This window comes from Streptomyces sp. NPDC033229, from assembly GCF_055576875.1.
In genome coordinates, this window is record NZ_JBVIQR010000010.1 from 113323 (window position 1) to 137754 (window position 24432).

A 24432-nucleotide genomic window follows, 5' to 3' on the forward strand; every position below is an offset into this window, starting at 1 on the left:
CTTCTCGTTTACGTCGTGTGCGCTACGTCGTGTGCGCCAGGAACAGCAGATCCTCGGCGATGCCGTAGGAGCCGCGGTTCTCGGGCTCGTGGTAGTTCTCGATGCGCCGGGGTGCCGGGCGGCCGCCGGGGACCGAGCGGGCGGCTTCGGCGGTGCGCGCGAGCAGCCGGTCGAGCGCCGACAGCGGAAGAACGGCCTCGGCCTCGCCGGCCTCGGCGAGGATCACGGGCACACCGCCGTCGCGGGGGGTGACCACGCCGCCCTGGGCGAGCATCGGGATCTTCGACAGATGCACCCCGAACTTCTTGCCGAAGAGGCTGAAGCTGAGGCTGTTGAGGCCGTCGATCACCCAGTTGGCGAAGGCGATGAGCCCGTTGAGGGGCCCCTTGACGACGCCGACGACCATCTGGAATCCGGTCTGGAGGAAGTCCCCCATGCCGTGCAGGGCTTTCTCCATCGCGGAGTTGACCTTGTGGAACCCGTCCGGGACCGACTTGGTGACCCACTTGACGACGGGCTTGATGACATTGCCGACGGCGTCCCAGACGCCCTTGATCACCGTGACATAGGCGGTGACGACCGGGACGATCACGGTCAGCGCCGTGTTGATCAGTTCGCCGACGGTGTCGAAGACCGTCTCCATGAGCTGCTGCCCCAGCTCCGACTCCATCGCGAACTCGACCATCTGGACGGCGAACGGGGCGAGCAGCGTGGCGACGAGCACGAAGGGATTGGTCTTCATGACGAGGTTGACCGCCGTCATGACCTTGCCGGCGATGTTCAGCTTGCCGCCGAGGACACCCGTGATGCGCCCGATGACGCCCGCGCCCTTGCCTTGAAGGGCGATGGACTTCGTGGCGCCGTCCGACTGCCGCTTGATGTTCTTCAGCAGCCGCGTGGACTGCTGGGCGCCGGTCTTCGACTTGAGGATGCCGGTGTTGGTGGTTCCCGCCTGCTTGCCGAGCGCGGTGGCGGCCCGCCCGGCGGCGGTGGCCCCGGTGCCGAACTGCTTGACGTCCTTGCCGGCCTGGCCGGTGGAGGACTTGATGCGATCGGCGGCGCGGGAGGCGTTGCGGATGCCGGTCTGGCTGGTACGGATCGCGCGGGTGGCCTGGCTGAGCGCGGAGCCGAAGTTACGGAAGGCTCCGGCGGAGTTGGCGAGTGGGTTGCGCGGGGCGCGGGCGATTGCCATCGCTGCCGCCATGGTGGGTTTCCCTCCCCTCAGGCGTGGGGGACATCAGACGTCTCATCCGCGGGCCTTGGCGAGGAACATCAACGCCATGGCGGTGTCCTTGGGATCGCTGGACGACGTGGCGTAGTAGTTCTCGATGTGGAAGCCGTTGCCGCTTGCCTCGCCCAGTGCGCCTGCGGACGCGAGGCGGGACTGCACGGCGGTGCGTGTCAGCAGCCGGTCGAGCTTCGACAGCGGCATGACGGCCTCGGACTCCCCGGCCTCCGCGACGATCGCGGGCACGCCACCACTGCGCGGTGCGACGATGCCGCCCTCGGCGAGCATCGGGATCCGCGGAATGCTGACCCCGAACGTCTTCCCGCCGACGAGGGGCACCCAGCCGGGGATGGAGACCTTGATCCCGTTCAGCGCGCCGATGGCGCTGTTGATCAGGCTGATCACCCCGTTGAGCGGTGCCTTCACCGCGGACATGATCCCGTCGAAGACACCACCCGCGAAGCGGGACAGCCCGCCCCAGGCGCTGGAGAGCGCGTCCTTGACGGTGTTGAACGCACCCGGGACGGCGGAGCCGATCCACAGGGCAATAGGCAGGATCGCGGCCTTGATGCCGGTCCACACACTGGAGATGATCTTGCCGGTGGCCCTCATGATGGGCCCGATGGCCTTCATGACGGTCGACACGACCTTGCCGATGACGTCGAACGCCACCTTCATGACCTTCTGCATCGCCTTCGATTTGGACGCCATGGTGACGACCTTCTCGATGAGCGGCGCGAAGAGTTCGAGCAACATCCCGATGACGTTGCCCTTCATGGACTTGTTGAGCCCCTTGAACCCACCGTCGGCCTTCTTGAGCCCGCCCTGGAACTTGCCCATGGACTGCCCGCCCTTGCCGGCTTCCTTGCCGACCTTGGCAACCGACTTGGCCGCCTGGTCGGCGGCGGTCTTCATGCCCTTGAGCTCACGGGTGGACTGCTTGGCGGAGTTCTTGATTTTGCCGACGTTGGTGTTGGCGGTGCCGGCTTGCTTACCGAGGGTGCCGGCGGAGCGGCCGGCGCCTTCGAGGCTGGTTTTGAAGCCTCGGGCAGCGCCGGAGGCTCTGCCGAGGGATTGCACGAGGGACATGTTCTACCCCATTCAGTTGGTCATCCGGGCGACCCGGTGGGTTAACTGGTTAACCCAGTGCGCGTACCAGGTTCGTGACACGCAGTTCGAGGTCGCGGATTCGGGCAGCCTCATTTCCGCCGACGGGTGCCGGACGCCGTTGCGCCCGGTCGCCGGTACTCACTTGGTTGCGGGTTTCGGTCCGACGCCTTTCGATTCCGTCGATGCGTAGGTGAATATTTCGGTCGGCACCCTGCAGTAGACGTATGTTTGTGGTGTTTCTGCGCACCTCGGGTTCCAGCGCGTCCAGGCGGAGAACCTGTGCATCCAGAGGATTTTCGGGCTTTTTCCAGAGAAAGCCCCATTTATTACGTTCGAGCTTGAACTGTTTCTCGATCGCGGTGTCGATGCTGAAGAGCTTGGGGAGGCCGAGCGTGAATATTGCCGTTATCTTGGTAACGACGATTATCTCGACCCACTTGCTCCAGTTTACTTTCCAGTCGGTCCAGTTTACGGATGGCGCTTCATTCTTTATGTCGGCTGGCTTGTCTGTCTTCTTCGCCAGATCGCTTTCGACTTTGCTGAGTCGTTCCTCGATCGTTGGTGTTGTCATGACTGGAGCGTTCACTCCTTTCGTCATTCTGAAGTCATGCGGGTGCAGATCGGGTTGACGGGTGGTCAGGCCAGGCTCTAGTGTTGGCGAACATATGCCCGATTTCTGCTGTTCGCGAGGCAAGGAAAACCGCAAGTGAGAGCTGAAGCACTCGAAGGTCCCCTGTCGGCTGCCGTCTGGTTGATATTTGCGTTCGGATGCGCGTGGCTATTGTTCGGGGCGGTGTTGGCTTTCGCCGACACCCTCGCTTACCGCAGAAGGGTGACGGTCCCCGCTGATTGTCAGGCACTGAACGATGAGCCCGGGGGTGTGGTGCGGCACCTGCTGAGTCGAAGCCCGGTAGCTGGCGAGGACCGAAGGGTCCTACTGCGCGCCAAGGGTGTAGTCGCCGAGGTGGGGTCCACGGTTTTGATTTCCTATGACCCGAAGAGGCCGCACCAGGTCTTTCTCGCCGCCCATCACCCCCGCTTCGAGCATTTGAGGGGTGAAATACTTGCTGGAGTGATCGGCGTGCTGCCCATCTTGTACGTCCTCATCAGGTGGGTAATCTCTTGACAAAAGGAAAGCGAGGGGCAGGGCGCTGAGCCCCGTCAATCTCTTTCTCAAGCGAAGAATCGTGCCAGATCGGCTGGTGTTGGCAGCGTGTCAGAGTCAAGGTCTTCTTCGCCGCGGAGTGGATCCGTTTCCGGGTCCGAGTTTGCAAGGTTTGGCCTCGGTACGGGATCCGGGTATTCCATGGGATCGGAGTCCTCGCCACTGTTGATCGTGGCAGTGATCCAGTTGGCCACCGCCAGGTGATCAACCGCCGCCGCAAGCAAATGCGTCGAGGCATCCCACTCCACGGCTTCCCCGTGCAAATCACGATTCACGGCGCTATCACGTGGCATGTGCTTGACCAGCACCGAGAGCCGTCGCGTCGACAGCGACCCCCGGTGCCAGTCCAGCAAGTCCACGCCGTAATGCCGCAGCAGATCGGCTTCGAGAGCCTCGGCGTGTTCTTCTACGAACGCGTCGAGGCTCAGTCTTCCCCCAGGCCGAGCCCGGTCTCCTTGCCGTACGCCTCCAGGATCGCGGCGATGTCCTGCATCGTGACGTCGTGCTCCAGGAAGAGCTTGAACTGCTTCTCACCCAGCAGCAGCCCCAACAGCCCGTCGACGTCGTTGTCGTCGAGGTCGCGCAGAGAGCGCGCCGTGCGGTGGCCGATCTCGGTGGGGAGTTCGAAGATGTCGCCGTCGAGCTGGAACGACCACGACTTGCCGTGGGCCTCCATGCGCTGGGCGCGGGCCGCGTTGACGTCGAATCCGGACATGATGCTGCTCCTTGGGAGAGAAGAAGGGTTGAAAGTCGGGGCCGCCCCGGGCTCGATGGAGTCCGGGGCGGCGCCCAATGGAGATGGCCCGGTGAAGGGGGCCGGCTTCGGCCTTACACCGCCGAGTACGCCGAGTCCTTCATCAGCCAAGTCGCCAGCGGCGCGCCGTAGCTGCTGGCCATTGCCGTGAAGGTGACACCCAGCTTCACCGCGCCCTTGCGGTTGAGGTCCATGTCATCGCTGACGGTGACCAGGCCGCGCGGCACGACGAAGCGGTAACGGACGTCGGTACCGTCGGTGAACTCAAGACCGAGGGCGCGCTCGTCCTCGCCCTGGTCGCTCTGGATCTCGTACTTGTAGATCTTCGAGTTCGGCGCGGTCTCGGAGACCTTGCCGCCACCGAAGAAGAACGGCAGCGTGTCCTCGTTGAGCTGGAGCATGCCGAACTTCAGGGTCAGCTCACGCTCGGTGTAGATCGTGCGGGCCGGGGTCAGCGACTGCCAGGTGTCGATGTTGGCGGTCTTGCCCTTGCGGCCGAACTTCACACCGTCGGTGCTGGTGTAACCGAGGTCGTGCCAGGCGTCGCTCCAGGGAGTGTCGGTGTCGGCCGGAGCGGACGTGCCGACCTTGGCGACGAGGATGCGGCCGGTGCCGGCAACGCGGATCTCGCTCGGGTTCATACCGGGCATGGGGTTCTCCTTGATGAGAGTGATGTGTGAGGTGGTGCGGGGTACGACAAAGGCCCCGCCGGTCTGAGGCAGGGCCTGTGGGAAGGTGCGGGTGCTTGGTCCGGTCAGGCCGGGCGGAGCGAGAACCGCACCGTGGTGAGGTAGCGATTGCCGGCGGGCCGGTTGTAGTCCGGCAGCCAGCGCACGGCCTCGGTCTCGACGACGTCGGTGACGACCGCGGTGCCGTAGACGACGCCGCGGAGCTGGAGTAGCGCGGCGCGGACGGACAGCGACACGGTGTGTGCCGTCGTCTTGTCCGGTCCGTAGACCTCCAACTCGACGAGAGGCTGGTCGAGATGGAGATCGTCGACCCAGGCGCCGCCGGTCCGGGAGACCAGCACCACCTTCTGCGTACCGTCGAAGTCGTTGGGCGGACGGTTGTCGACCACCACCCCGGCCAGTTCGGGCCGGTACTTCAGGTTGTCGACGATGAGGCGTTCCACATTGGGGAACGAGAGCAGTGCCTCATTCACATGCGGTCTCCTTTCGAGAGACGCTCCCGACGCCGACCGCGAGAGCGGACGGCGTGTGCGTTGGGCGCCCGGCGCGTGCGGCACGGCGCGGCGGCGAGCGGGTTCGGTAGGGAGAGCGGGCTGCCCTCGCGGCCCGTACGTACCGGCCGCCCAACGCGAAGCGGCGGTAGCCGCCGCCCTGTTGTGGGCGCAGCTCCGCCGCTGCACTTATTGTGAACGAGATCGCGCGGGCGCGCAACTAGAAGTTTCGAGCTCGCAATCAGGGGTCCCGCCGGGTACGGCTACGGCTCGCTGGTCATCGCTTCCAGCGCCCGGCGCGTGTTCGGGCCGTAGACACCCGAAGGGTCACCCTCGACGTCGTTGTCCCGCTGGAAGTCCGCCACGGCGTGGCCGTCCTCGCCGCTGTAGTGGCCGTCCTCCCGGACGACATCCGAAGCCAGGGGCCGGCCGCCCTCCTCGTTCAACCGCTGCTGCATCTCCAGGACTTCCGGGCCCCGCATGCCCTGCTTCAGCGTGGCCGCCGTGTTGCCCGACGGTGGGGCGGTGCGGGTCGTGGCACCCGGCGGTGTCGAGACGCTGCTTGAGGCGTCGGCGTGAACGGGCGACCGTGCCGAGGCGGGGTGGGCTCCCGAGGCCGAGGCCGAGGCCGAGGGTGACGCGCTCGCCCTCGTGTCGGCACTCTTGCCCGCTGACGGTGACGCGGACGCCGATGCCTTCGCGTTCGCCGTGGCGGCCGAGCCCGACGGCGCCGGGCCGCCGGTCGCGCCCCCGGTCGGAGCGGTCGCCGTGGGGCCGCCCGCGAGGTCGTCGGGGCGGGCTCGGTCGCCGTCGCCAGCGAACAGGCTGACGGCGAGCAGACCGCCGCAGACGGCGACCACCGCCACCGCCGCCCCGGCCACGGCGGCCAGGGGGTGCTTCCGGTTCCGTCGGCGTCCGCGCGGGCTGTCGACGCGCTGCGGACCGTTCTCGCCGGGGGCGGGGTGGGCGAACAGGCCCAGGTCCTCCGGGGTGGCGCCGGCCCCGTGGTCCGTTGTGACGCCCACGGCCGTGGCGATGGGTGCCGTGCGAGGGCCGTCCCCGTTCGGCCCGGCCTCCGACTGGGCGACGTACGGCCTGATCCGCAACGGATCGAAGCCCCCGGTCACGGCGTCCGCGCCAGCGCGCAGCGCGCACCCGCAGCCGGGGCCGCCGTCCGCGTCCCGCTCCGTACCGCAGTCAGGGCAGCGCTGTGCCGTCACCTTCGTCCCTCCGTCGAATGGCAGCGATTATGCAGACCGGATTCCGGTCTGCACAGGCCTGACCTGCGATAAAGCCGTTTCGATGTCTTCTCCGGCGGGCCATAACCCTGCAAACCCCCAAGGACCGGGCCGTCGGCGGTGCGGCCCAGATCTCGCGTGGTCCCGCCGTCAGGACCAGACTGGAAGAAGGAAGGCTTCTCGGGCCCCTCCGGGGCCGGGAAGGGAGGAGCGATGACGTCGACAACACGCGAAGACGCGCCTGTCAGCTTTGAAGGCGACGGCGTGGAACTGCGTCTGAAGGATCTAGGCGGCGACATGGGCGCCGCGTTCATCCGGTTCCCCAAGGGAACGGACATGGCACCGGCCCTGAAGGGTCTGCCGGACGACCTCTGCCAGTGCCCCCACTGGGGCTACATGTTCAAGGGCCGTCTGAAGCTGAAGACGAAGCATGGGGAGGAGATCTACGAGGCGGGCCAGGCCTTCTACTGGGCGGCCGGTCATGCGCCGGAGGCGCTTGAGGACTGCGAGCTCGTGGACTTCTCGCCGACGCAGAAGTTCACCGAGGTGATCGACCACCTGAAGTCGCAGTGAGCTGCGTTCATGGCTCGGTGGTCTCGCCGCCGGGGCGGCGAGACCTGAGTGGGGGCGGCTGGGAGGGCGCCGTCATTCCGGCATGAATTCGTACTGCATCTCGTAGAGATGGCCGGCTTTGACCATGACGGTGGCCTCGATGGGCCGCTCGTCGTCGCTGTAGACCACGCGGAGCGTCCGGAGAACCGGCAGGTCGCTGGGCAGTCGGAGCGCGTTGTACTGCTCCTGAGTGGGGACGCGGGCCGAGACCTTGTCCACGCTGAGCCGGGGTGGAAAGCCCAGGTCGTTCAGGAGTGTCGGTGTACCGCCCTTGATCTTTCGTCGCTCCGTCATAGCGGTGCCACGGACGATCTCCAGAGGGTAGTAGGACTTCACCAACTCCACCGGTTCATCGTTGATCAGGAGCAGTTGGCAACGCAGCAGCGCCATGCCTCCCTCCGGAAGTTGCAGGGCCGCAGAGACGTCCGCAGCAGGCGCGACCTCTGCCACTTCGATGAGTTTGCTGCGTGCCTGGCCCCCTTGTTTCGACGCCTCGGTGAGCCAGCGGTACGGCTCACCGGCCTTCGACGGGGCCATGTACGCCGCAGGGCGCATGGTTCGTTGCCGATGCTCGCGTACGGTGACGGCTGCCCCGGGCCGGCCGATGACCAGGTGTTCGTCCTTGAGGAGCTGAAGAGCCTTCTGCACCGTTGCGTTGGAGGCGTCGAACCTGGCTTTGAGCTGCGTGGTGGACGGCAGATTGGCGCCAGGAGGCAAGTCGCCGCTCATGATCTCGTCGCGCAGATCAGCGGCGATCCGCTCGTGCAGGGAGCGGCGGTCCAACGAGTCCGCCTCGGTCTTGGGCACGGTCATCCGATCGTGATCTCGTAACGCAGTCGCTGGCGATGTGCGGGCATGGTCATCATGTCGACCTGAAACGGCCGCCGCTGGCTGTCGAGCGTGAGCCGCGTCAAACGCAGAACCGGTTCGTCCCTCGCTGTCTGGAGCAGTTCCCGCTCTTCGTCGCTCGGCATCCCGGCGATCACGTCCTCGCGGACCGTCGCACCCGCGTACCCGAGTTCGGCGAGCAGGGTGATTGCTCCGCCGGGAATCTTGGCCGTCTTGGCGAGACGAGTGCCGCGGGCGATGTCGGCCGGGTAGTAGGTGTCCGTCAGCTCGTTCGGCCGGTCGTCGAGAAACATGACCCGGCGGCGCACGACGACGGAATCCCCGTCGGGCAGTCCGAGCAGCTCGGCGACATCCGGTGGTGCCGCCACCTCCCCGGCGTGAATGATGCGCTGGCTTCCGCGTCGACCCTGAGCTGCGGCTTCGGCCCTCCAGGCATCGCCTCCGCCGGTGCCGCGCGGCGTCAGATACGGCATCGAGCTGCTGATCCACCCGCTGTTGCTCACGATGTCTGCCCTCCGGCCGTCGAGCTTCCCGCCCTGCCTCTTCACACGGTATGCGACCAGCCAGAGGTGGGTGCCGTCAGGGGAATTACTTATTGCTATTCGCGAATAGCAGCACGGTCATCGAGGAGGTGCGATGCGATGACGTACAGGAACGGTGCGTTCGTGATGGATACGCGGGAGAACCGGATCGCGCAGGTGATCGGGAACGCTGGTCGGCGGGTGCAGGTGCGGCGCCCGGGGGGTGGTCTGGAGTGGGAGGTGCCTTGCTCCGTGCTGCGGTTGGCGACGCGGGAGGAGCGGGCGGCGGCGGGTCTCTGGCCGACGGGGCCCCGGCCGTTGCTCGGCTGCGGGGAGTGTGCGGAGTTGACGGCTGCGTGGCGGGAGGCGGCGGCCGGGGAGGACGAGGTGGAGGCCGGGGATGCCCTGGTCGCGCTGCGTCGGCATCGGCGGACGTCTCACCTGCTGGAGGAGGGGCAGTGACGGTGGCGGTCCTCTCGCGGGAGTGCGGGCACGGTGCGGGGTGGAGGCGCGTGGGTGGTGAGGCTCGCTGCGAGGCGTGCGGGGTGGTGCGGTTCACGGAGTACGGGGCGCTGCGTCCTCCGGGGCTGCCTCAGGTTGTCACGTCGGTCGGGGGTGCCCGTCGGGCGGACCGTGGGGCGGCTCGGATGGTGTCGCGGACGGCGCGGCGTCCGGTGTGGTGGGGGCAACGGCCCGGTGGGGCGTGACAGTGGCTCGCCGCCCTGCCGCGAAGCTTTCCCCAGCAGCCACCCGGCAAGAGCATCTACAGCGAGACCGACTCCTTGCCTTGGGACTCGCGGTTCGGTGGAATGGCTCGCTGACAGGGAACGCACTCACCCCGGCAGCAGCGGCATGAGCACCAGGAACGCCGGTACCGCCAACGACAAGGCCATGAGCGTGCCGAAAAAGGCCATGAGTACACCCCGCACGGTGCCGCCGGCTCGGCCCACGCCCCGGGCTCGGTGCGGCGCTTCCGGGTCGTATGTCACATCCAAATGTGGTGACTTGAGGTACCGGGCCACCAGAACCGAGGAAGGGGCCACGACCATGCGGCCTTCCACGGTCTGGAACTCATAGATCGGGCGGTACTCCTCCTCCGAGCTGACCCAGTCGTATCTCATGATGCGCCCGGGGACGGTGATGCCCCTGCTTCGCAGAATCGCCGCATCGCGAAATACGTCTCGCCATGACTTGGCGACCAGCGAGGCTCCGATAGGACCGAGCCAGAGCACCATGTGCACCGGTGGCACGACCTCTTCCTGCGCTGCCCGGTACAACGCGGCGGCGGCGAAGGTGAGGTAGGCAGCTGCCAGGAGGAGGTATTTGAGCAAGCCCGGCCGGTCCAGCCACCGTAACCAAGGGTGGCGCCGCACTTGGGTGGTCACCAGGGGCAGCCCATTGGGCACCTGCGGCACATCGACCAGGGCAGTCCGGAGAGACCGTACGAACGCGTCTGCCGCCACGGAGTTCCGGGTGGTCAGGGTGACAGCATCACCCGCCCCGCCGCCGGCCGGTTGGATCCGCACCGTGGCACCGTCGCGCACGACTTCACCGATCGCTTCCAGAGGCGCCGTCCACGTCGTACGGCCGCGTACGACCGTCACCGTGCCATGTGCCAATCGGAACTCGACGCCCCGTCCTCGTAACACCACACCACTCGGTATCCGCGCCATAAGCGTGATCATAAGGGCGAAAACAGTCAGAAAGTCAGCCGCAGGATCGCGTCACGAATATCCGCGATCTCCGCCTCCACCTGGCGGTACCAGTCGACGATCGAGCAGTCGGGGTCGATCTCCACGAGGCCGGCGTCCAGCTCTCGTAGGCGGTCGGCGGCCGTGTTGAGCCGCACCTCCAGTGCGAACTTGCCCTGGGCCGCCGGGCCCGCCCACGCGATCTCGGTGGCGGCCGCCGCCATGGCCGCATGGACTCGCTCACGGACGGGGGCGATTTTCGCGCTCAGCTCCACCAGCGAGACCTGGAGGTCTCCGAGGTCGCCGATCAGCTCGTTCAGCCGCTCCATGACGGGCACGTTTGTGTTGATGTATTCCGCGAAGTACTCCAGGGACGGGGACATCGCCGCGAACTCCGCGGTTTCGATACCGCCGTCGAGCCAGGGGCGGCGCTGCGCCTCGTATGCGGATGTTTCCTCAAGGAATTCGTCCCACAGCTGTTCGTGCTCGACGAGCTGTGCTCGTACCGACTTCGTCGGCAAACCGTCACCCCTGCCCAGCAGTTCCTCGATCCCGCGCTGCATGCCGTCGAGGATGCCGAAGGTTTGGCCCACTGCTTCGTGTGACTCCTCCGCCATACGGATCAAGTCGGCGAAGGTCGTCCGCCCCTCGGTGAGCATTTCGTCGTACGTCTGCTTCGGGCGTTTCCGTCCCCACATGCTCTCTCCCCACCACGCTTCCGATCCCCGCCATGAGCCCCAAACGAGCGCGAGCCGTCCTCAGCCCGGCTCGAAGCAGGCTTCAATCCGCACCTGTTCCGTGCGCTATCAGCGCCGCCCGTCCCTTTTGCCCACAGCAGTACTGGGATTCCGGCGCCTAGCGCCAGCAGAATCAGCACCTCCACCCAGAACCCCGTGGTCATGCCCGTCGACAGCGTGATGACGACGCCTGCCAGGGCGCCTGCCGAGAGCCCCAGCGACGGCCGCCAGTCATCGGTGCGGATGACCTTCTTGCCCGACGACGGCGAAGACCCATGGGCTGATCATCATCACGGCGAAGTAGCCTCCGCCTCCTTTGGGAACACCGCACCCGCCTCGGCGTGACGGTCCGCAGCCGAGGTCGATGACCCCGGCCACGCCCCAGCTCACCAAAGCGACCACCACCGCTGTGACAGTGGCCCCCAGCCACTTGCCGATCCCCCTTGCCGAACACGCGCTCAGTACTCCGACCGCGGCACCGCGTCGCGGATTTCCGCGATCTCCCTCTCCACGTCGCGGTACCAGTCGGTGACCTTGCGGTTGGGGTCCGGCTCCACGATGCCCGCGTCCAGATCGCTCAGGCGATCACTGACCGCGTTGAGCCGCGCTGTCAGTGCAAACCCTCCCGGGACGGAAACGGCGAGTTCCAGTTCGTTTCTGGCTGCGGTCAGGGACGTGTGTGCGCGTTCACGGATTGGAGCTACCTTCTCTCGTAGCTCCACCAACTTGCTCCGCAGCTCCAAAAAGCTATTGATGGCGCCGTCCAGCTCGGCGACATGAGACGCGCAGTGGTCGCAGTGCTCCGAGAAATACTCCGAAGCCGCTGTTACGGCTTCGAGGTCCGCACCGCTGTCCAGGTCGCTCCAGAGGCTGCGCATCCGCTCGTAGAGCGCCGTGCTCTCGTGGAACCAGCTCCACAGCTCCCCGGCTTCCTTCAACTGTGCCCGTACGGCCTTCGCGGGCAGCCCGTCCCCGTGACCAAGAACGGACTCGACCTCCGCTCGCACCTCGTCGAATCGTTCAAATCCTTGCTGCAGCCTCAGCTGGGCTTCGCTCGCTGCCCGCATCCGATCCGCGAGGTGCCGTTCCGCATCCGCGTGGCTTCTCGTGCGTCGCCGTCCCCACATACCGCCCCCACCACTCCTCTGCGTGCCCCCTGCACGCAATGAAACGATCTCACGTTCCAGAGGGGGTAGGCAGGGGTGCCGGCTTCAGTGTTCGTCGGCCGACTGATCGAAGAGAAGAGTCGGTTCGGCGAGGATGTCGCGACCGACCTCGCTCTTGTAGATCTCGTCGACGCTGCCGAAACGGGCCTTCGCATAGTCGAGGCCCAAGGCGGCAACGGCGGCACGGACGGCCTGCTCCTCGGGTCCTTCGATCTCCAGGAAGGTGGGGAGACCCGGCCAGGTGTCGAAGTCGTAGGCGATATCCCCGAGGTGCCACTCTTCTCGGTAGTTCTGCTGGTATCGGACTTGCCGCAGGCCGAGGGCGCGCAGAAGCTCTGCAGTCGCGGCCAGATCGGAGACCGCGATCTCGATCTCGGTGGTGCCGTCGATGCTGCTGGCATCGGTGACCTGCTTGAGTGTGAGCGTGGTGCGGTGGCCCTCATCGCGCAAGCGCAGCCATTGGTTGCCGTCCATGGTGTCTTTTTCGAAGATCAGGCGCGTGAGGAGCGTGCGGGGCATCGCCTGGGTTGCCCCCAGCCCGGTGAGCTGTTTCCGGAGAGCGTCGGTGTCGACGGCGAGGAAGGTGGCTTCGTACTCGTTCTTCACGGCTTCGATTCCTTTCAGTCGGTGGTGGGGACGGGTAGGACGGAGAGGAGGAGGCCCATACGGTGCTGGTGATCGTAGGGCTGGCCGATGTGCGGGCGCTCGGTGAATTCGCTCGTACGGAGTGCCAGGAGCGTCTGCCAGGGGGCGCCGAAGTAGCGGGCCAGTTGTTCAGGTGAGGTGTAGTGCTCGATGCTGTGATGGCGTTCGGTGACGGGCATCATGAACTCTGCACCGAACAGGCCGCCCTCGCGGATCAGGTGCTGCATGCGGCCGATGAAGTCGGCCAGGGGCCGGCGGTGGTTGGCGCTGTAGTGCCAGGAGCAGCTGGTCCACACCGCGTCACAGCTTGCACTGAGGTAATCGCCTTCGAGGAAGTCGCTCTCGACCACCACGACTCGCTCCCGTAGACGTTCGTTCTTGAGCCGGGTGATCAGCCCTAGGCTGTGTGCTGTGGTGCCGTCCGCCAGTTCGATGTCGCCTCCGTTCAGGGCGACGGGGTCACGTTCGATGGCGATGACTTGGTGCCCGGCGGCAGCGAGGGGCAGGACGAACTTTCCGTCGGATGCGCCCACTACAGCGACCACGGCGGAGGGGGTCTGCTCAGCCAGGGCCTTGGCGAACTGGGGGAAGAAGGTGAGGGTGTGTTCCCACAGGCTTTGGCTCTGCATGAAGGGATGCCTGCCTTTCGTGGCGAAGTATCGCTTTCACCACCTGCTCGGGGGACCGTTGGGTGGTGTCGACGCGGTGCATCGGGAAGCGGTCATAGGCGCGGTCAATCGCGTGGGTGTGGCTCTCGGCAAGTGCGTCCCAGTGCGTGGTGGGCTTGGCTCGCATGGCGATGCGGCGCTGGCGTTCCGCTTCGGTGCACTTCAGTCGGTAGGTGCTCGGAGAGGGGAGGTCGGGCGGTAGTACGACGTTCAGTCGTGAACCCACGCCGGAGTGGGTCGTCAGGCAGCGTGCGAAGTAGCTCTCGACCACCACGGGCGTCCCCTTTTCGAGCAGCCGCTGGATCTGTTCGACTGCGTTGAAGAGCGCGGACAGGTAGAGGCACATGCGGGCTTCAGCGTTCTGCGTCGCGTCCACGTGTCGACGTATTGCCCGGTAGGCGTCGGGGACGGTGGGGACGAGGGTCGCGTCGCAGGCCTTGGCGAGTAAGGGAGCGACGGTGGATTTACCCACTCCGCGCAGCCCCTCCAGTGCGATGAGCAGGGGCTGGTCACACATCGCTGTACACCACATCACCGACTGGGTGGACGAGCTCGTCGTGGCCGCTCGGTCGGTGGATGATGCTGCCGCGTTCCTTGTCGTACCAGAAGGCATGCGCGTCCTTGCCGACGGCCTTGCATGACATGGTCAGCGCCCCGCGGGGGTCGGTCTCGATACGGTCGATACGGTGTCCGCGCCCACCCGGCACGCACCCTGCCACCGGATGTTCAGCGAGGTCGTCGTCGGCCGTGACCACGATGTCGAGGTCGGCCTGAGCCAGCTCTTGGTGCATGCGGGTGTAGGCGGCCGGGTCGGCGACCTGAAGGTCCGGGCGGTCGGCGGCATTGCCGACAAGACGCAGGCAGTGCAGTTTGAGCTGTCGTACACCGTGGTCCTGGAGGAGGCGGGCCAACGCCAGCACATCCTCAACATTCTCGTTCGTGACGGTCATCGTCACGCCGGTCGGCACGCTGAGGCGCCGCGCTTCGTCCAGGGCCCGGATAGCGGCGGCGAAGCTGCCCGGTCGGCGGATGCGATCGTTTGCGGGTTCGAGTCCTTCGAGAGAGACGCGCAGCAGATCGATGCCGTCCGCGCAGTCCGCGAGCCGCCGATCGATCCGGTAACCGTTGGTGCAGATCTCCACGCGTAGGCCGAGCGTATGGCGGACGTGCTGAATCAGGTCCCTCAGCCGGGTGTAGAGGAACGGCTCACCGCCGAGCAGTGTGACGGCCTGGAGCCGGTACTCCCGCTGCATGAGCTCGATCAGGCTCTCTGCCTGGGCAAGGGTGTACGCGTCGCGCCAGCGCAACCGCTCCCCGTGGAAGCAGTGCGCGCAGTTGAAGTTGCAGCTGTACAGCAGCTGCAGGTAGAGCATGTCGATGCGGCTGATTCCCGCGACTTCCTTGATCACTGCGCCTCCCGGTCTGATGCGGTCGGAAAGGCCAGTGTCAGGAGCGCACGGGATGCGGGAAATCGACGCGATGCGCGGAGCGGGTCCGTGGGACGGTTCCACGCCTACCGTGGGTGTGCGGGGCGGCACTTGGTGTTTCCGGCGTCTATCCTGGCGCCGGGGGTAGCCGGCATGCCTAGACGCAAGGTCTTCCATCCATCATCTGTCCAGGGGGCGTTCTGGAGCCGGGACGATGTGCAGACCCACCTTGCCCGTCGCGACATCGGCCGACTGTTCCAGGCTTACCTGGGCGCGTTCCCGGACTGCACACAGACACAACTGGCGCTGCTCACCGAGCATGACCGCGCTGATATCTCCAACTGGGTGCGCGGGGCCCGCCAAGGCAAGGTCTCCGATATCGACGTCCTCACTCGTATCGCCGATGGCCTCAGCATGCCTGACCACGCCCGGGTGCTCCTGGGGCTTGCCCCCGCCGACCTGTTGATGGGTACCTTGCGCACCGGGTCGGCAGCGTCGGCTGCGCTGGTCGACGAAGTCACCCCTTTCACAGCACTGAGGCGGCTGGCGATCTGCGGCAGCCGGACTCCCGACTGCGACCAGGCGGCCATTGATAGCACCGTCCGTGAACTGGCCCGACTCGTACTGGCGCGCCGCCTCCCCGTCAGCCACGGACCTGTCGGTGTCGGGATCGAAGTCATGACCTACATCGCCGACCACTACCGGCCACCGGACTTCCTGCGCACCGCATGCCTCTTCGGACGCATGAACGTCGTACGCGGGGTGGACTACGTGATCGTGGCAGGAGGTGGCGATGGCACCCAACACGAGATCGACCTTGCCGGCTCGCTGGATATCCCTGTCCTCACCATCCCTGTGACCGGCGGGACTGCTCAACGCTTCCATGACCAAGCAATCCGGAACCTTGGCCTGCGTCCATGGATCAGCCATGACCAACTCAGCGTGCTCGAAACGTGTTCGAGTGCGGAAGAGTACGTTCGCTTCATCGAAATCGTCCTGACCCTTGACCCCGGAGCCGCCCCATGACTGACCTGCCCTACGTGCTCCTGTCCTGTGCCACCTCCGTCGACGGCTACATCGACGACTCCACCGAAGAGCGGCTGCTGCTGTCCAACGACGCGGACTTCGACCGAGTGGACGAGGTCCGCGCCGGCTGCGACGCAATCCTCGTCGGCGCCAACACCATCCGTCAGGACAACCCCCGCCTCCTGGTTCGCTCCCAGGCCCGTCGCGGCGAACGCACCACACAGGGGCTAGCCGAAAGTCCCGTCAAAGTCACGCTCAGCGGCTCCGGCGACCTGGACCCAGGCAGTAGGTTCTTTACCTCCGGTGACGTCGAGAAGCTGGTGTACTGCGCCAGCCCCAACCTGGGCAAGACAGCCGACCGCCTCCACGGTGTCGGTACGGTGGTCGACGGGGGAGACCCGATCGACCTGCGCCGGGTACTTACCGATCTCGGCCGCAGGGGCGTACGGCGGCTGATGGTCGAAGGCGGCGGCACCATCCATACCCAGTTCCTCGCCGCGGGCCTGGCCGACGAGATCCACCTTGTCATCGCGCCGTTCTTCGTCGGTGACGCGGCGGCGCCCCGGTTCGTCAACCACGGCAGCTTCCCCAACGGCGTCGGCAATCGCATGCGGCTGGCCGAGGTGCGGCAGATCGGCGACTGTGTGCTGGTGCGCTACCTGCTGGACACTGGGGAGCATGACTGACCCGTCCGGCCTCGACCACCGTCAATGGATGCGCGAGGCCATTGACCTCTCGCGTCACTGCCCGCCCGCAGAGACGGCCTTCTCCGTCGGCGCCATCATCGTCGGCGCCGAGGGAACGGTGCTGGCAACCGGCTACTCGCGGGAGAGCGACCCCCGCGAGCACGCCGAGGAAGCCGCCCTGCGCAAGCTCCCCACGGACGATCCGCGGCTGGCCACCGCCACGGTGTACAGCTCACTGGAACCCTGTAGCAAGCGGGCATCCCGGCCTGCCACGTGTACGCAGCTCATTCTTCGCGCGGGCATCCCCGCGGTCGTCTTCGGCTTGCGGGAGCCGCTGCTATTTGTCGACTGCGACGGCGCTGAGACCCTTCGGGCGGCAGGCGTCTCGGTCACCGAGCTGCCTGAGTTCGCCGAGCGCGTGCGAGCCATCAACCATCATCTGCTCGACGGGCCATCCACCTGACGGTCGAGTCACGCGCGGGACTGCTTCGGCCAGCCGACACAGGAGAACGCGATCCCTTGCGGGTAGAGAGACAGGGCATTCGCGGTGTAGTCCACCATCGGCTCAGGGAGGTCCCCCAATGGGAACCAGTCGAGCCGGGCACACAGATGCGGCTCGGCGTTCTCCGGCTCCCCCTTCCAGGACCTGACGCGGAAGAAGAGCTGGATGCGGGGATCATCGACGCCCGTCCAGTGATGGACCGTATGCACCAGCTCCAGGTCCTCCTCACGCAACGCGAGGCCAAGTTCTTCCCGGGCTTCGCGCACTGCGCACGCCGTGGCTGTCTCCCCCGCCTCGAGATGGCCTGCGGGAACGTGGAAGTGGCCATCGCGCCAGCCCGTGCCGGACCGCAGGCCCAACAGCACTCGATCACCACGTTGCAGCACAAGGTGGACGCCGATCACGATGCGATAGCGCCCATCCGCATAGCCGGGTCCGGCAGGGGGAGCAGCCGATGTATGGGTCATGCCTGCGTTCCTAGCACGCAGCCCCTGTCCTCCGCGTTGCCCCGCACGCAGCGAAATCGATGTCACGTCCGAGAGAAGTCGCGCGGGCGATGTCGCGGACTGTCCCCCTGACGAGACGGAGTGTCAGACCGCCGGGTTAGATTAATGGGCGATCGCGCACACTCCCGGGTATCTCACGACAGATGCACAGGAGGCGTCACGGAGGGGCATATGAGTCGGCCAATAGCACCTGGGGGTGGCATGAGCGAGTCGGTCGTGGGGTGCGGAGGAATCACGCGGTGAGTGTCCACAGCGAGCGGCTCGCGGAGGTCGTGGCCGCCACCGTGGAGGTGGCCGCCGAATCCGGGTCCGCCGGAGTCTTCACCGACGAGGTCGCCCAGGCGCTGGCCGCCGTCGTCGGCAAGGTGGCGGACAGGGCCGTCGACGCCGCTGAGCTCAGTGGGTTTGTCAGTGGGTGGCAGGAGGCCATCGAGGCGGTGGGGGAGGACGCCTCGGCAGGTGCTCAGGTGGTGCGGATGGCCTCGTGGGGCTCTATGAGCGGGGGCGGCTCCTCCGGTGGGAACTCCGGTGGCAGCTCCAGCGGGAACGATTCTTCGCCGCCCCGGGTCCGTTAGGGGCCGGCCCGGAGTACGTAACGGAGTACGTAAGGAGCGCCCCGCAGCCTTCGTGGCTGCGGGGCGCTCCTTTTATATAGAGGCCCTGCGTATATAGGGGACAGGGATCACGCCCGCGCGCGGCGCTCGTGCGCCCTGCGCGTCGCGCGCTCCGCCGCGAAGACGTCCTCCAGGCGGAACAGGTGCGTGCGGCCCCGGCGGCCCGCCGGGGTCAGGTGTTGGAGCTGGACCCACTTGCGGATGGTGTCCGGCACCACCGCCGCCTCTTCCGCCGCCATCGCCGTCGTCACCAGAGCGGACGCCGGTACGTACATGGGTGCTGTCGTCATCGGGAACCCTCCGTGTTCGTGTCCTCGTCCTCGGCGCTGTCCTGGGCGGCTGTCAGCTCCGCCAGGTCGCCGTCCGTCGCCTCCGCGAGCTGTCGCCACTCCGCGCGGACCCAGGAGTGCCGGTGGCGGGTGTCCGTGCGGCAGGTGCAGGCCGGGTCGGCGCAGCGGCAGCCCGGGTTGACGCACAGGACCGTCTCGCGGTGCGGGAAGACGCGCAGCGAGACGGAGTCGCAGTGCAGGCAGCGGCCGCTGACGCGGACCGGGGTCTCGGCGTCGCCCAGGGCCAGGGAGCAGCGGCGGGCCATGCGGCGGGCCTCGCCCCGCACGTGTTCGGCGAGGACCGGCTGGGCCGAGACGCGGTCCAGCAGGCCCAGCAGCCGGGTCAGTCGCTGTTCCACCGTGCCGCGCTGCGGGCGCGGGACGCGCAGCTTCTCGCAGACCGCTTCCTCCAGCTCCACCACTCCGTCGGTGATGTCGCGGATGGTGTCCGAGATGAACAGGCGGATGGGGGCGCCGGGGGCCGTCGGCCTCCCGCCGCGGCCGCCACCACCGGTGAGGGAGGGGCCGGAGGTGCGGCTGGGGGCGAGCTCCTGGCCCAGCTCGGGGAACTGCCGGAGCAGGATGCCCAGCCATACCCCCGCCGGATCGGGCCGGTCGGATCGATTGGGCCGGTCGGGTCGATTCGGCTGGGTGGGCGGATTGGGCTGGGTGGGCCGGTTGGGCTGACGAGGCTGGTCGGGCAGGGATGCGCGGTCGGGCAGGGCGGCGGCGCGGGCGGAGCGGTCTGGGCTGTCGGGCATGGCTGCTCCTACGGGTAGTCCGGGTGGTCGACGGCGAGGTCCGGCTCCGGGGCCAGGTCCGGGTCCAGGTCCGCCGGGATCCTCACTTCTCTGCCGTTGCGCCACAGGCGCCCCCCGCTCACCCCGTCGAACCAGCTCTCCGCCGGGGCGACGGTCTCCAGGCAACGGCGGCGTACGGGGCAGATGGCGCAGGCGCGCAGGGCAGGGAGGGCGGGTTTGGGGCGGCGGGCGAAGACCGTCTCGTCCGGGAGGCCGGCGCAGGCGGCGTGGGTGCGCCAGTCGGTCGGGCGGGCGGCGGCGGGGTAGGCGTCCCCGTGGAAGGTCGTGTGGACGAGCGCGGATGCGGGCATGGCAGGTGGTCCCCCTCAGGGCATGGAGGGGTTGCGGAGGCCCCTGTGACCCTTGTTGCGGTTACGCAATCAACGTTACCGAGCTTGCGTGCGAGAGCGCAACAAACGATCAGGGTGTGCTGCTTGCCACGGCTTCGGAGGGGCATTTACTAGTCAACTGGCCAGAAAAGTGCACTGCGGGGTAGCGGGTTGCGCGCTCGCACCGCATTCTGGTTATTGCGCGCGCGATCGGACGGTAGGGTCTGTTGTTGCGGAGGGAGAGCGTGTTATGGGCGAAAAAGGCTCGGATATGGAGCGTTTCGCGAGCTGGGTCGAGGGTCTGATGCGTGAGCGCGGATACGACATCGACAGCCCGCGGGGCGGCGGCAGGTCCCGGCTGGCGGAGGACGCCGGCGTGCACCGGGCCGCGGTGACGCGGCTGCTGCAGCGGCAGAGCCTGCCGGACCTGGAGACGATGCGCGCGCTGGCGCGCGTGCTCGGCGTGGGGCTGCGCGACATGCTGATCGAGTCCGGCAGGGTGACGGCGGACGACCTGCCGCTGCCCGGCGCCGGCCGGAGCGGCGCGGCGGTCTCGGGCCCCGGCGCCGGACGGGTGACGCCCGCCGAGGCGGCCGACCTGCTCGGCATCCCCGACAGTCACCGGCGACAGTTCGTCGAGATGACCGAAATGATCATCGCGGTGGGCGGGGTCCGCCCGGCCGACGCACGCGGTGGCGTTCAGCGGGGCGTTTCCGCCGGCCGCTGAGCGTCGTCGCTGAGTGTTGTCGCTGAGCGTCGAACCCGGTCAGCCGCGTCGGCCGCGTCGGTCGCCTTGGCTGCGTCGGCCGGGTCAGTCGGATCGGCCACCCCGTCGGCCGCGCCAGCCGGATCGGTCATGTCGGCCATGCTGGCCACGTCGGCCACGCTGGCCACGTTGCCCACGCTGGCCACGTCGACCGCGTCGGCCCGGCTCGGCCGCGTCAGCCGTTGGGCGTAGTCGTTTGTCACGATTGGCTGATTCAGGGTGATTCGCCCCGCCGTGTGGCGCCGCCTCGCGTGACCATCCCCGTGTGTCACCCGTGGCGTCACCCGCGTAGCCGCGCATCACATCACCCCACTGGCGTCACCCCCGCCGTCACCCGTGGGCGCCGACGCCGCCCGGCGCGCACCGCTGTGAGTCGTGTCGCGTGCCCGCCCGGCCGACGCGGTCCCCGGACCGCCGTCCGGGCGTCGCGCGGCCCCGGAGCGGACCCGGGGCGTCCGGTTGCGGGCGGCCGGGAGTCGGCCGGGACCCTTGGGGCGCCTGGGCGGCAGCGGTACGGTGAGGTGCGGAGGACCGGAGCCGCGCGGGCTCCCTGATCGGCGACATACGCCGCACATCAGGGTGTCCTCCGCGTGTGCATTTGTTTTGACCGCAGCCCATGCGGTAGGTACGCTCTGACCTTGTGCCTGGGGTGTCCCTGGGCTCTCGTGCGTGCCTTTTGACCGTACGAGGGGCCCAGACCGTTAGCGGTCAGAGACGCCGAAATCTGCACCATCCCGCCGGGCGGCGGGGGTCTGCAGCCTTCGACACACCCGACCGCGTGGGTCGGCGAAGTTCCAGGTTAGTTTTATCGTGATCGGCACACAGAAACCGGAGAAACGGTGCCTACGATCCAGCAGCTGGTCCGAAAGGGCCGGCAGGACAAGGTCGAGAAGAACAAGACGCCCGCACTCGAGGGTTCGCCCCAGCGTCGCGGCGTCTGCACGCGCGTGTTCACGACCACCCCGAAGAAGCCGAACTCGGCGCTCCGTAAGGTCGCGCGTGTGCGTCTGACCAGCGGCATCGAGGTCACCGCTTACATTCCGGGTGAGGGCCACAACCTCCAGGAGCACTCCATCGTGCTCGTGCGTGGCGGTCGTGTGAAGGACCTGCCGGGCGTTCGCTACAAGATCATCCGTGGCTCGCTCGACACCCAGGGCGTCAAGAACCGCAAGCAGGCTCGCAGCCGCTACGGCGCCAAGAAGGAGAAGTAAGAATGCCTCGTAAGGGCCCCGCCCCGAAGCGCCCGGTCATCATCGACCCGGTCTACAGCTCTCCTCTTGTCACCTCGCTGATCAACAAGATCCTGTTGAACGGCAAGCGTTCCACCGCCGAGCGCATTGTGTACGGCGCCATGGAAGGCCTGCGCGAGAAGACCGGCAACGACCCGGTCATCACCCTCAAGCGCGCGCTTGAGAACGTGAAGCCGGCCCTCGAGGTCAAGTCCCGCCGTGTCGGTGGCGCCACCTACCAGGTGCCGGTCGAGGTCCGCCCGGGCCGCGCCTCCACCCTGGCGCTGCGCTGGCTCGTCGGTTACTCCCGCGCCCGTCGCGAGAAGACCATGACCGAGCGCCTCATGAACGAGCTCCTGGACGCCTCCAACGGTCTCGGCGCTTCGGTCAAGAAGCGTGAGGACACGCACAAGATGGCCGAGTCCAACAAGGCCTTCGCGCACTACCGCTGGTAGTCGCTACCCACATCGAGACCGAGAGAAGACTGAGCCATATGGCCACCACTTCGCTTGACCTGGCCAAGGTCCGCAACATCGGGATCATGGCCCACATCGACGCGGGCAAGACGACCACCACCGAGCGGATCCTGTTCTACACCGGTGTCTCGTACAAGATCGGTGAAGTCCACGACGGCGCTGCCACGATGGACTGGATGGAGCAGGAGCAGGAGCGCGGCATCACGATCACGTCTGCCGCGACGACCTGCCACTGGCCGCTGAACGACGTCGACCACACGATCAACATCATCGACACGCCGGGCCACGTCGACTTCACCGTCGAGGTGGAGCGTTCGCTGCGCGTCCTCGACGGTGCCGTGACGGTGTTCGACGGCGTCGCCGGTGTTGAGCCGCAGTCCGAGACCGTTTGGCGTCAGGCGGACCGCTACGGCGTGCCGCGTATCTGCTTCGTCAACAAGCTCGACCGCACCGGCGCCGAGTTCCACCGCTGCGTCGACATGATCGTCGACCGCCTCGGTGCGGTGCCGCTGGTCATGCAGCTGCCGATCGGTGCCGAAGCCGACTTCAAGGGCGTGGTCGACCTCGTCCAGATGAAGGCTCTGGTCTGGTCCGCCGAGGCCGCCAAGGGCGAGATGTACGACGTCGTCGACATCCCGGCCACGCACACCGAGGCCGCCGAGGAATGGCGCGGCAAGCTCCTCGAGGGTGTCGCCGAGCACGACGACGCCATGATGGAGCTCTTCCTCGAGGGCCAGGAGCCCACCGAGGAGCAGCTGATGGCGGCCATCCGCCGCATCACGCTGGCCTCGCGTGGCAGCGCCGACTCCGTCACCGTCACCCCGGTGTTCTGTGGCACCGCGTTCAAGAACAAGGGCGTCCAGCCCCTGCTCGACGCGGTCGTGCGCTACCTGCCGTCGCCGCTCGACATCGAGGCTGTTGAGGGCCACGCCGTCAACAACCCCGACGAGGTCGTGAAGCGCAAGCCTTCCGACGACGAGCCGTTCGCCGGTCTTGCCTTCAAGATCATGAGCGACCCGCACCTCGGCAAGCTCACCTTCGTCCGGGTTTACTCGGGCCGCATGGAGACCGGCACCCAGGTGCAGAACTCCGTGAAGGGCAAGAAGGAGCGCATCGGCAAGATCTACCGCATGCACGCGAACAAGCGTGAGGAGATCGAGTCGGTGGGTGCCGGTGACATCGTCGCCGTCATGGGTCTGAAGCAGACCACCACCGGTGAGACCCTCTGTGACGCGGGCAAGCCGGTCATCCTCGAGTCCATGGACTTCCCGGCCCCGGTGATCCAGGTCGCCATCGAGCCGAAGTCCAAGGGCGACCAGGAGAAGCTGGGTGTCGCCATCCAGCGTCTCGCCGAGGAGGACCCGTCCTTCCAGGTCCACACGGACGAGGAGACGGGCCAGACCATCATCGCGGGTATGGGCGAGCTGCACCTCGACGTGCTGGTCGACCGTATGCGCCGTGAGTTCCGCGTCGAGGCGAACGTCGGCAAGCCGCAGGTCGCGTACCGCGAGACGATCCGCAAGGCCGTCGAGCGTATCGACTACACGCACAAGAAGCAGACTGGTGGTTCCGGCCAGTTCGCGAAGGTGCAGATGGCCATCGAGCCCCTCGAGGGCGACGGCTACGAGTTCGAGAACAAGGTCACCGGTGGCCGTATCCCGCGGGAGTACATCCCGTCCGTGGACGCGGGTTGCCAGGAGGCCATGGAGTTCGGCGTGCTGGCCGGCTACCCGCTGACCGGTGTCAAGGTGACGCTGCTCGACGGTGCCTACCACGACGTCGACTCGTCCGAACTCGCCTTCAAGATCGCCGGTTCCATGGCGTTCAAGGAGGGTGCTCGCAAGGCGTCCCCGGCTCTTCTCGAGCCGATGATGTCGGTCGAGGTCACCACCCCCGAGGACTACATGGGTGACGTCATCGGTGACATCAACTCCCGCCGTGGCCAGATCCAGGCCATGGAGGACCGTCACGGCGCCAAGCTCGTCAAGGGCCTGGTTCCGCTGTCGGAGATGTTCGGCTACGTCGGAGACCTCCGCAGCAAGACCTCGGGTCGCGCAAGCTACTCGATGCAGTTCGACTCCTACGCCGAGGTTCCGCGGAACGTCGCCGAGGAGATCATCGCGAAGGCCAAGGGCGAGTAACTCCGCGTCTTCGCACGCGAAGCCCACGCTTTAGGCT

33 protein-coding genes are annotated in these 24432 nt (G+C 67.1%); 11 read left to right on the forward strand and 22 right to left on the reverse strand.

The window, feature by feature from the left end; genetic code table 11:
• Positions 1-22: 22 nt before the first annotated feature.
• The 8 genes from ACZ53N_RS11990 to ACZ53N_RS12025 all read right to left on the reverse strand — a co-directional run bounded on the left by ACZ53N_RS11990 (position 23) and on the right by ACZ53N_RS12025 (position 6657).
• Complete coding sequence (locus ACZ53N_RS11990; RefSeq protein WP_469140759.1) at positions 23-1204, reverse strand: hypothetical protein; 1182 nt, start codon at positions 1202-1204, stop codon at positions 23-25.
• 42 nt (positions 1205-1246) lie between these two features.
• On the reverse strand, positions 1247-2317 hold the full coding sequence (locus ACZ53N_RS11995; RefSeq protein ID WP_469140760.1) for a phage tail protein: 1071 nt from the start codon (positions 2315-2317) through the stop codon (positions 1247-1249).
• A gap of 49 nt (positions 2318-2366) precedes the next feature.
• The gene (locus ACZ53N_RS12000; protein ID WP_356449021.1) at positions 2367-2909 is read right to left on the reverse strand and encodes a hypothetical protein; all 543 of its coding nucleotides are present in this window, start codon (positions 2907-2909) and stop codon (positions 2367-2369) included.
• Positions 2910-3511: 602 nt separating this feature from the next.
• Positions 3512-3862: a hypothetical protein gene (locus ACZ53N_RS12005; protein WP_469140761.1), complete on the reverse strand. Its 351-nt coding sequence runs from the start codon at positions 3860-3862 to the stop codon at positions 3512-3514.
• Between the two features lie 65 nt (positions 3863-3927).
• Positions 3928-4218, reverse strand: coding sequence for a hypothetical protein (locus ACZ53N_RS12010; RefSeq protein WP_469140762.1), 291 nt, complete (start codon positions 4216-4218; stop codon positions 3928-3930).
• Positions 4219-4331: 113 nt separating this feature from the next.
• Complete coding sequence (locus tag ACZ53N_RS12015) at positions 4332-4907, reverse strand: phage tail tube protein (RefSeq protein WP_469140763.1); 576 nt, start codon at positions 4905-4907, stop codon at positions 4332-4334.
• A 104-nt stretch (positions 4908-5011) separates the two neighbouring features.
• Positions 5012-5419, reverse strand: a complete 408-nt coding sequence (locus tag ACZ53N_RS12020; protein ID WP_469140764.1) for a hypothetical protein — start codon at positions 5417-5419, stop codon at positions 5012-5014.
• Positions 5420-5700: 281 nt separating this feature from the next.
• Positions 5701-6657 carry a peptidoglycan-binding domain-containing protein gene (locus ACZ53N_RS12025; RefSeq protein ID WP_469140765.1) on the reverse strand — a complete coding sequence of 319 codons (957 nt, stop codon included), beginning with the start codon at positions 6655-6657 and terminating at the stop codon, positions 5701-5703.
• Between the two features lie 231 nt (positions 6658-6888).
• Here ACZ53N_RS12025 and ACZ53N_RS12030 point away from each other — a divergent pair, with 231 nt between their 5' ends.
• Positions 6889-7248: a cupin domain-containing protein gene (locus ACZ53N_RS12030; RefSeq protein ID WP_469140766.1), complete on the forward strand. Its 360-nt coding sequence runs from the start codon at positions 6889-6891 to the stop codon at positions 7246-7248.
• Between the two features lie 72 nt (positions 7249-7320).
• On the opposite strand, the gene ACZ53N_RS12035 is transcribed toward ACZ53N_RS12030, so the two are convergent.
• Together ACZ53N_RS12035 and ACZ53N_RS12040 are read right to left on the reverse strand one after the other, a co-directional pair.
• Positions 7321-8100, reverse strand: coding sequence for a GntR family transcriptional regulator (locus ACZ53N_RS12035; protein ID WP_469140767.1), 780 nt, complete (start codon positions 8098-8100; stop codon positions 7321-7323).
• Positions 8097-8639 carry a GntR family transcriptional regulator gene (locus tag ACZ53N_RS12040; RefSeq protein WP_469140768.1) on the reverse strand — a complete coding sequence of 181 codons (543 nt, stop codon included), beginning with the start codon at positions 8637-8639 and terminating at the stop codon, positions 8097-8099. Before ACZ53N_RS12040 ends, ACZ53N_RS12035 begins: the two co-directional genes overlap by 4 nt.
• Positions 8640-8777: 138 nt before the next feature.
• Here ACZ53N_RS12040 and ACZ53N_RS12045 point away from each other — a divergent pair, with 138 nt between their 5' ends.
• Positions 8778-9119 carry a hypothetical protein gene (locus ACZ53N_RS12045; RefSeq protein WP_469140769.1) on the forward strand — a complete coding sequence of 114 codons (342 nt, stop codon included), beginning with the start codon at positions 8778-8780 and terminating at the stop codon, positions 9117-9119.
• Between the two features lie 2 nt (positions 9120-9121).
• Positions 9122-9364 (forward strand): DUF6255 family natural product biosynthesis protein, encoded by a 243-nt coding sequence (locus tag ACZ53N_RS12050; protein WP_469140808.1) that lies wholly within the window; start codon positions 9122-9124, stop codon positions 9362-9364.
• Between the two features lie 126 nt (positions 9365-9490).
• Here ACZ53N_RS12050 and ACZ53N_RS12055 read toward each other — a convergent pair whose 3' ends face one another.
• The 7 genes from ACZ53N_RS12055 to ACZ53N_RS12085 all read right to left on the reverse strand — a co-directional run bounded on the left by ACZ53N_RS12055 (position 9491) and on the right by ACZ53N_RS12085 (position 14973).
• A complete protein-coding gene (locus ACZ53N_RS12055; protein ID WP_469140770.1) occupies positions 9491-10330 on the reverse strand; it encodes a DUF3592 domain-containing protein in 840 nt (279 codons plus the stop codon).
• A gap of 26 nt (positions 10331-10356) precedes the next feature.
• Positions 10357-11046: a hypothetical protein gene (locus ACZ53N_RS12060; protein WP_469140771.1), complete on the reverse strand. Its 690-nt coding sequence runs from the start codon at positions 11044-11046 to the stop codon at positions 10357-10359.
• Between the two features lie 497 nt (positions 11047-11543).
• A complete protein-coding gene (locus ACZ53N_RS12065) occupies positions 11544-12092 on the reverse strand; it encodes a hypothetical protein (protein ID WP_469140772.1) in 549 nt (182 codons plus the stop codon).
• 204 nt (positions 12093-12296) lie between these two features.
• Entirely contained in the window at positions 12297-12857 is a 561-nt protein-coding gene (locus ACZ53N_RS12070) for a class IV adenylate cyclase (RefSeq protein ID WP_469140773.1), read from the reverse strand.
• Between the two features lie 14 nt (positions 12858-12871).
• Positions 12872-13525, reverse strand: coding sequence for a class I SAM-dependent methyltransferase (locus tag ACZ53N_RS12075; protein ID WP_469140774.1), 654 nt, complete (start codon positions 13523-13525; stop codon positions 12872-12874).
• Complete coding sequence (locus tag ACZ53N_RS12080) at positions 13458-13940, reverse strand: hypothetical protein (RefSeq protein WP_469140775.1); 483 nt, start codon at positions 13938-13940, stop codon at positions 13458-13460. The genes ACZ53N_RS12075 and ACZ53N_RS12080 overlap by 68 nt, the downstream gene beginning before the upstream one ends.
• Positions 13941-14073: 133 nt before the next feature.
• Positions 14074-14973 (reverse strand): radical SAM protein, encoded by a 900-nt coding sequence (locus ACZ53N_RS12085; protein ID WP_469140776.1) that lies wholly within the window; start codon positions 14971-14973, stop codon positions 14074-14076.
• A gap of 171 nt (positions 14974-15144) precedes the next feature.
• On the opposite strand from ACZ53N_RS12085, the gene ACZ53N_RS12090 reads away from it, so the two are divergent.
• Genes ACZ53N_RS12090 through ACZ53N_RS12100 form a run of 3 tightly spaced genes read left to right on the forward strand, consistent with a single transcriptional unit; the run spans position 15145 to position 17166 of the window.
• On the forward strand, positions 15145-16017 hold the full coding sequence (locus ACZ53N_RS12090) for a hypothetical protein (RefSeq protein WP_469140777.1): 873 nt from the start codon (positions 15145-15147) through the stop codon (positions 16015-16017).
• Positions 16014-16703 carry a RibD family protein gene (locus tag ACZ53N_RS12095; RefSeq protein WP_469140778.1) on the forward strand — a complete coding sequence of 230 codons (690 nt, stop codon included), beginning with the start codon at positions 16014-16016 and terminating at the stop codon, positions 16701-16703. The genes ACZ53N_RS12090 and ACZ53N_RS12095 overlap by 4 nt, the downstream gene beginning before the upstream one ends.
• Positions 16696-17166, forward strand: a complete 471-nt coding sequence (locus tag ACZ53N_RS12100) for a deaminase (protein WP_469140779.1) — start codon at positions 16696-16698, stop codon at positions 17164-17166. Before ACZ53N_RS12095 ends, ACZ53N_RS12100 begins: the two co-directional genes overlap by 8 nt.
• Before the next feature lie 8 nt (positions 17167-17174).
• Here the strand turns inward: ACZ53N_RS12100 and ACZ53N_RS12105 are convergent, their stop codons facing one another.
• Positions 17175-17672 (reverse strand): NUDIX hydrolase, encoded by a 498-nt coding sequence (locus ACZ53N_RS12105; RefSeq protein WP_469140780.1) that lies wholly within the window; start codon positions 17670-17672, stop codon positions 17175-17177.
• 278 nt (positions 17673-17950) lie between these two features.
• On the opposite strand from ACZ53N_RS12105, the gene ACZ53N_RS12110 reads away from it, so the two are divergent.
• A complete protein-coding gene (locus tag ACZ53N_RS12110) occupies positions 17951-18286 on the forward strand; it encodes a hypothetical protein (protein WP_469140781.1) in 336 nt (111 codons plus the stop codon).
• Between the two features lie 107 nt (positions 18287-18393).
• Here ACZ53N_RS12110 and ACZ53N_RS12115 read toward each other — a convergent pair whose 3' ends face one another.
• From ACZ53N_RS12115 to ACZ53N_RS12125, 3 genes are read right to left on the reverse strand one after another with little or no spacing between them, the layout of a single operon-like run.
• The gene (locus ACZ53N_RS12115) at positions 18394-18615 is read right to left on the reverse strand and encodes a hypothetical protein (protein ID WP_469140782.1); all 222 of its coding nucleotides are present in this window, start codon (positions 18613-18615) and stop codon (positions 18394-18396) included.
• A complete protein-coding gene (locus ACZ53N_RS12120; protein ID WP_469140783.1) occupies positions 18612-19415 on the reverse strand; it encodes a hypothetical protein in 804 nt (267 codons plus the stop codon). Before ACZ53N_RS12120 ends, ACZ53N_RS12115 begins: the two co-directional genes overlap by 4 nt.
• A gap of 8 nt (positions 19416-19423) precedes the next feature.
• The gene (locus tag ACZ53N_RS12125; protein WP_469140784.1) at positions 19424-19765 is read right to left on the reverse strand and encodes a WhiB family transcriptional regulator; all 342 of its coding nucleotides are present in this window, start codon (positions 19763-19765) and stop codon (positions 19424-19426) included.
• Positions 19766-20054: 289 nt separating this feature from the next.
• Between ACZ53N_RS12125 and ACZ53N_RS12130 the strand changes: the two genes are divergently transcribed.
• A complete protein-coding gene (locus ACZ53N_RS12130; RefSeq protein WP_469140785.1) occupies positions 20055-20510 on the forward strand; it encodes a helix-turn-helix domain-containing protein in 456 nt (151 codons plus the stop codon).
• Here ACZ53N_RS12130 and ACZ53N_RS12135 read toward each other — a convergent pair.
• Entirely contained in the window at positions 20483-20752 is a 270-nt protein-coding gene (locus tag ACZ53N_RS12135) for a hypothetical protein (protein WP_469140786.1), read from the reverse strand. The genes ACZ53N_RS12130 and ACZ53N_RS12135 overlap by 28 nt on opposite strands.
• A gap of 636 nt (positions 20753-21388) precedes the next feature.
• On the opposite strand from ACZ53N_RS12135, the gene rpsL reads away from it, so the two are divergent.
• From rpsL to fusA, 3 genes are read left to right on the forward strand one after another with little or no spacing between them, the layout of a single operon-like run.
• Entirely contained in the window at positions 21389-21760 is a 372-nt protein-coding gene (gene rpsL / locus ACZ53N_RS12140; protein ID WP_003948652.1) for a 30S ribosomal protein S12, read from the forward strand.
• A 2-nt stretch (positions 21761-21762) separates the two neighbouring features.
• A complete protein-coding gene (gene rpsG, locus ACZ53N_RS12145) occupies positions 21763-22233 on the forward strand; it encodes a 30S ribosomal protein S7 (protein ID WP_130878978.1) in 471 nt (156 codons plus the stop codon).
• Between the two features lie 38 nt (positions 22234-22271).
• Positions 22272-24395, forward strand: coding sequence for an elongation factor G (gene fusA, locus ACZ53N_RS12150; RefSeq protein ID WP_130878979.1), 2124 nt, complete (start codon positions 22272-22274; stop codon positions 24393-24395).
• Positions 24396-24432: the final 37 nt, after the last annotated feature.

Coding starts and splice junctions, on each gene's coding strand:
- ACZ53N_RS11990 (WP_469140759.1), bottom strand. CDS start 1,204: ATGGCGGCAGCGATGGCAATCGCCCGCGCCCCGCGCAACCCACTCGCC.
- ACZ53N_RS11995 (WP_469140760.1), bottom strand. CDS start 2,317: ATGTCCCTCGTGCAATCCCTCGGCAGAGCCTCCGGCGCTGCCCGAGGC.
- ACZ53N_RS12000 (WP_356449021.1), bottom strand. CDS start 2,909: ATGACAACACCAACGATCGAGGAACGACTCAGCAAAGTCGAAAGCGAT.
- ACZ53N_RS12010 (WP_469140762.1), bottom strand. CDS start 4,218: ATGTCCGGATTCGACGTCAACGCGGCCCGCGCCCAGCGCATGGAGGCC.
- ACZ53N_RS12015 (WP_469140763.1), bottom strand. CDS start 4,907: ATGCCCGGTATGAACCCGAGCGAGATCCGCGTTGCCGGCACCGGCCGC.
- ACZ53N_RS12030 (WP_469140766.1), top strand. CDS start 6,889: ATGACGTCGACAACACGCGAAGACGCGCCTGTCAGCTTTGAAGGCGAC.
- ACZ53N_RS12035 (WP_469140767.1), bottom strand. CDS start 8,100: ATGACCGTGCCCAAGACCGAGGCGGACTCGTTGGACCGCCGCTCCCTG.
- ACZ53N_RS12045 (WP_469140769.1), top strand. CDS start 8,778: ATGACGTACAGGAACGGTGCGTTCGTGATGGATACGCGGGAGAACCGG.
- ACZ53N_RS12055 (WP_469140770.1), bottom strand. CDS start 10,330: ATGGCGCGGATACCGAGTGGTGTGGTGTTACGAGGACGGGGCGTCGAG.
- ACZ53N_RS12060 (WP_469140771.1), bottom strand. CDS start 11,046: ATGTGGGGACGGAAACGCCCGAAGCAGACGTACGACGAAATGCTCACC.
- ACZ53N_RS12075 (WP_469140774.1), bottom strand. CDS start 13,525: ATGCAGAGCCAAAGCCTGTGGGAACACACCCTCACCTTCTTCCCCCAG.
- ACZ53N_RS12090 (WP_469140777.1), top strand. CDS start 15,145: ATGCCTAGACGCAAGGTCTTCCATCCATCATCTGTCCAGGGGGCGTTC.
- ACZ53N_RS12095 (WP_469140778.1), top strand. CDS start 16,014: ATGACTGACCTGCCCTACGTGCTCCTGTCCTGTGCCACCTCCGTCGAC.
- ACZ53N_RS12100 (WP_469140779.1), top strand. CDS start 16,696: ATGACTGACCCGTCCGGCCTCGACCACCGTCAATGGATGCGCGAGGCC.
- ACZ53N_RS12105 (WP_469140780.1), bottom strand. CDS start 17,672: ATGACCCATACATCGGCTGCTCCCCCTGCCGGACCCGGCTATGCGGAT.
- ACZ53N_RS12115 (WP_469140782.1), bottom strand. CDS start 18,615: ATGACGACAGCACCCATGTACGTACCGGCGTCCGCTCTGGTGACGACG.
- ACZ53N_RS12120 (WP_469140783.1), bottom strand. CDS start 19,415: ATGCCCGACAGCCCAGACCGCTCCGCCCGCGCCGCCGCCCTGCCCGAC.
- ACZ53N_RS12125 (WP_469140784.1), bottom strand. CDS start 19,765: ATGCCCGCATCCGCGCTCGTCCACACGACCTTCCACGGGGACGCCTAC.
- ACZ53N_RS12130 (WP_469140785.1), top strand. CDS start 20,055: ATGGAGCGTTTCGCGAGCTGGGTCGAGGGTCTGATGCGTGAGCGCGGA.
- rpsG (WP_130878978.1), top strand. CDS start 21,763: ATGCCTCGTAAGGGCCCCGCCCCGAAGCGCCCGGTCATCATCGACCCG.
- fusA (WP_130878979.1), top strand. CDS start 22,272: ATGGCCACCACTTCGCTTGACCTGGCCAAGGTCCGCAACATCGGGATC.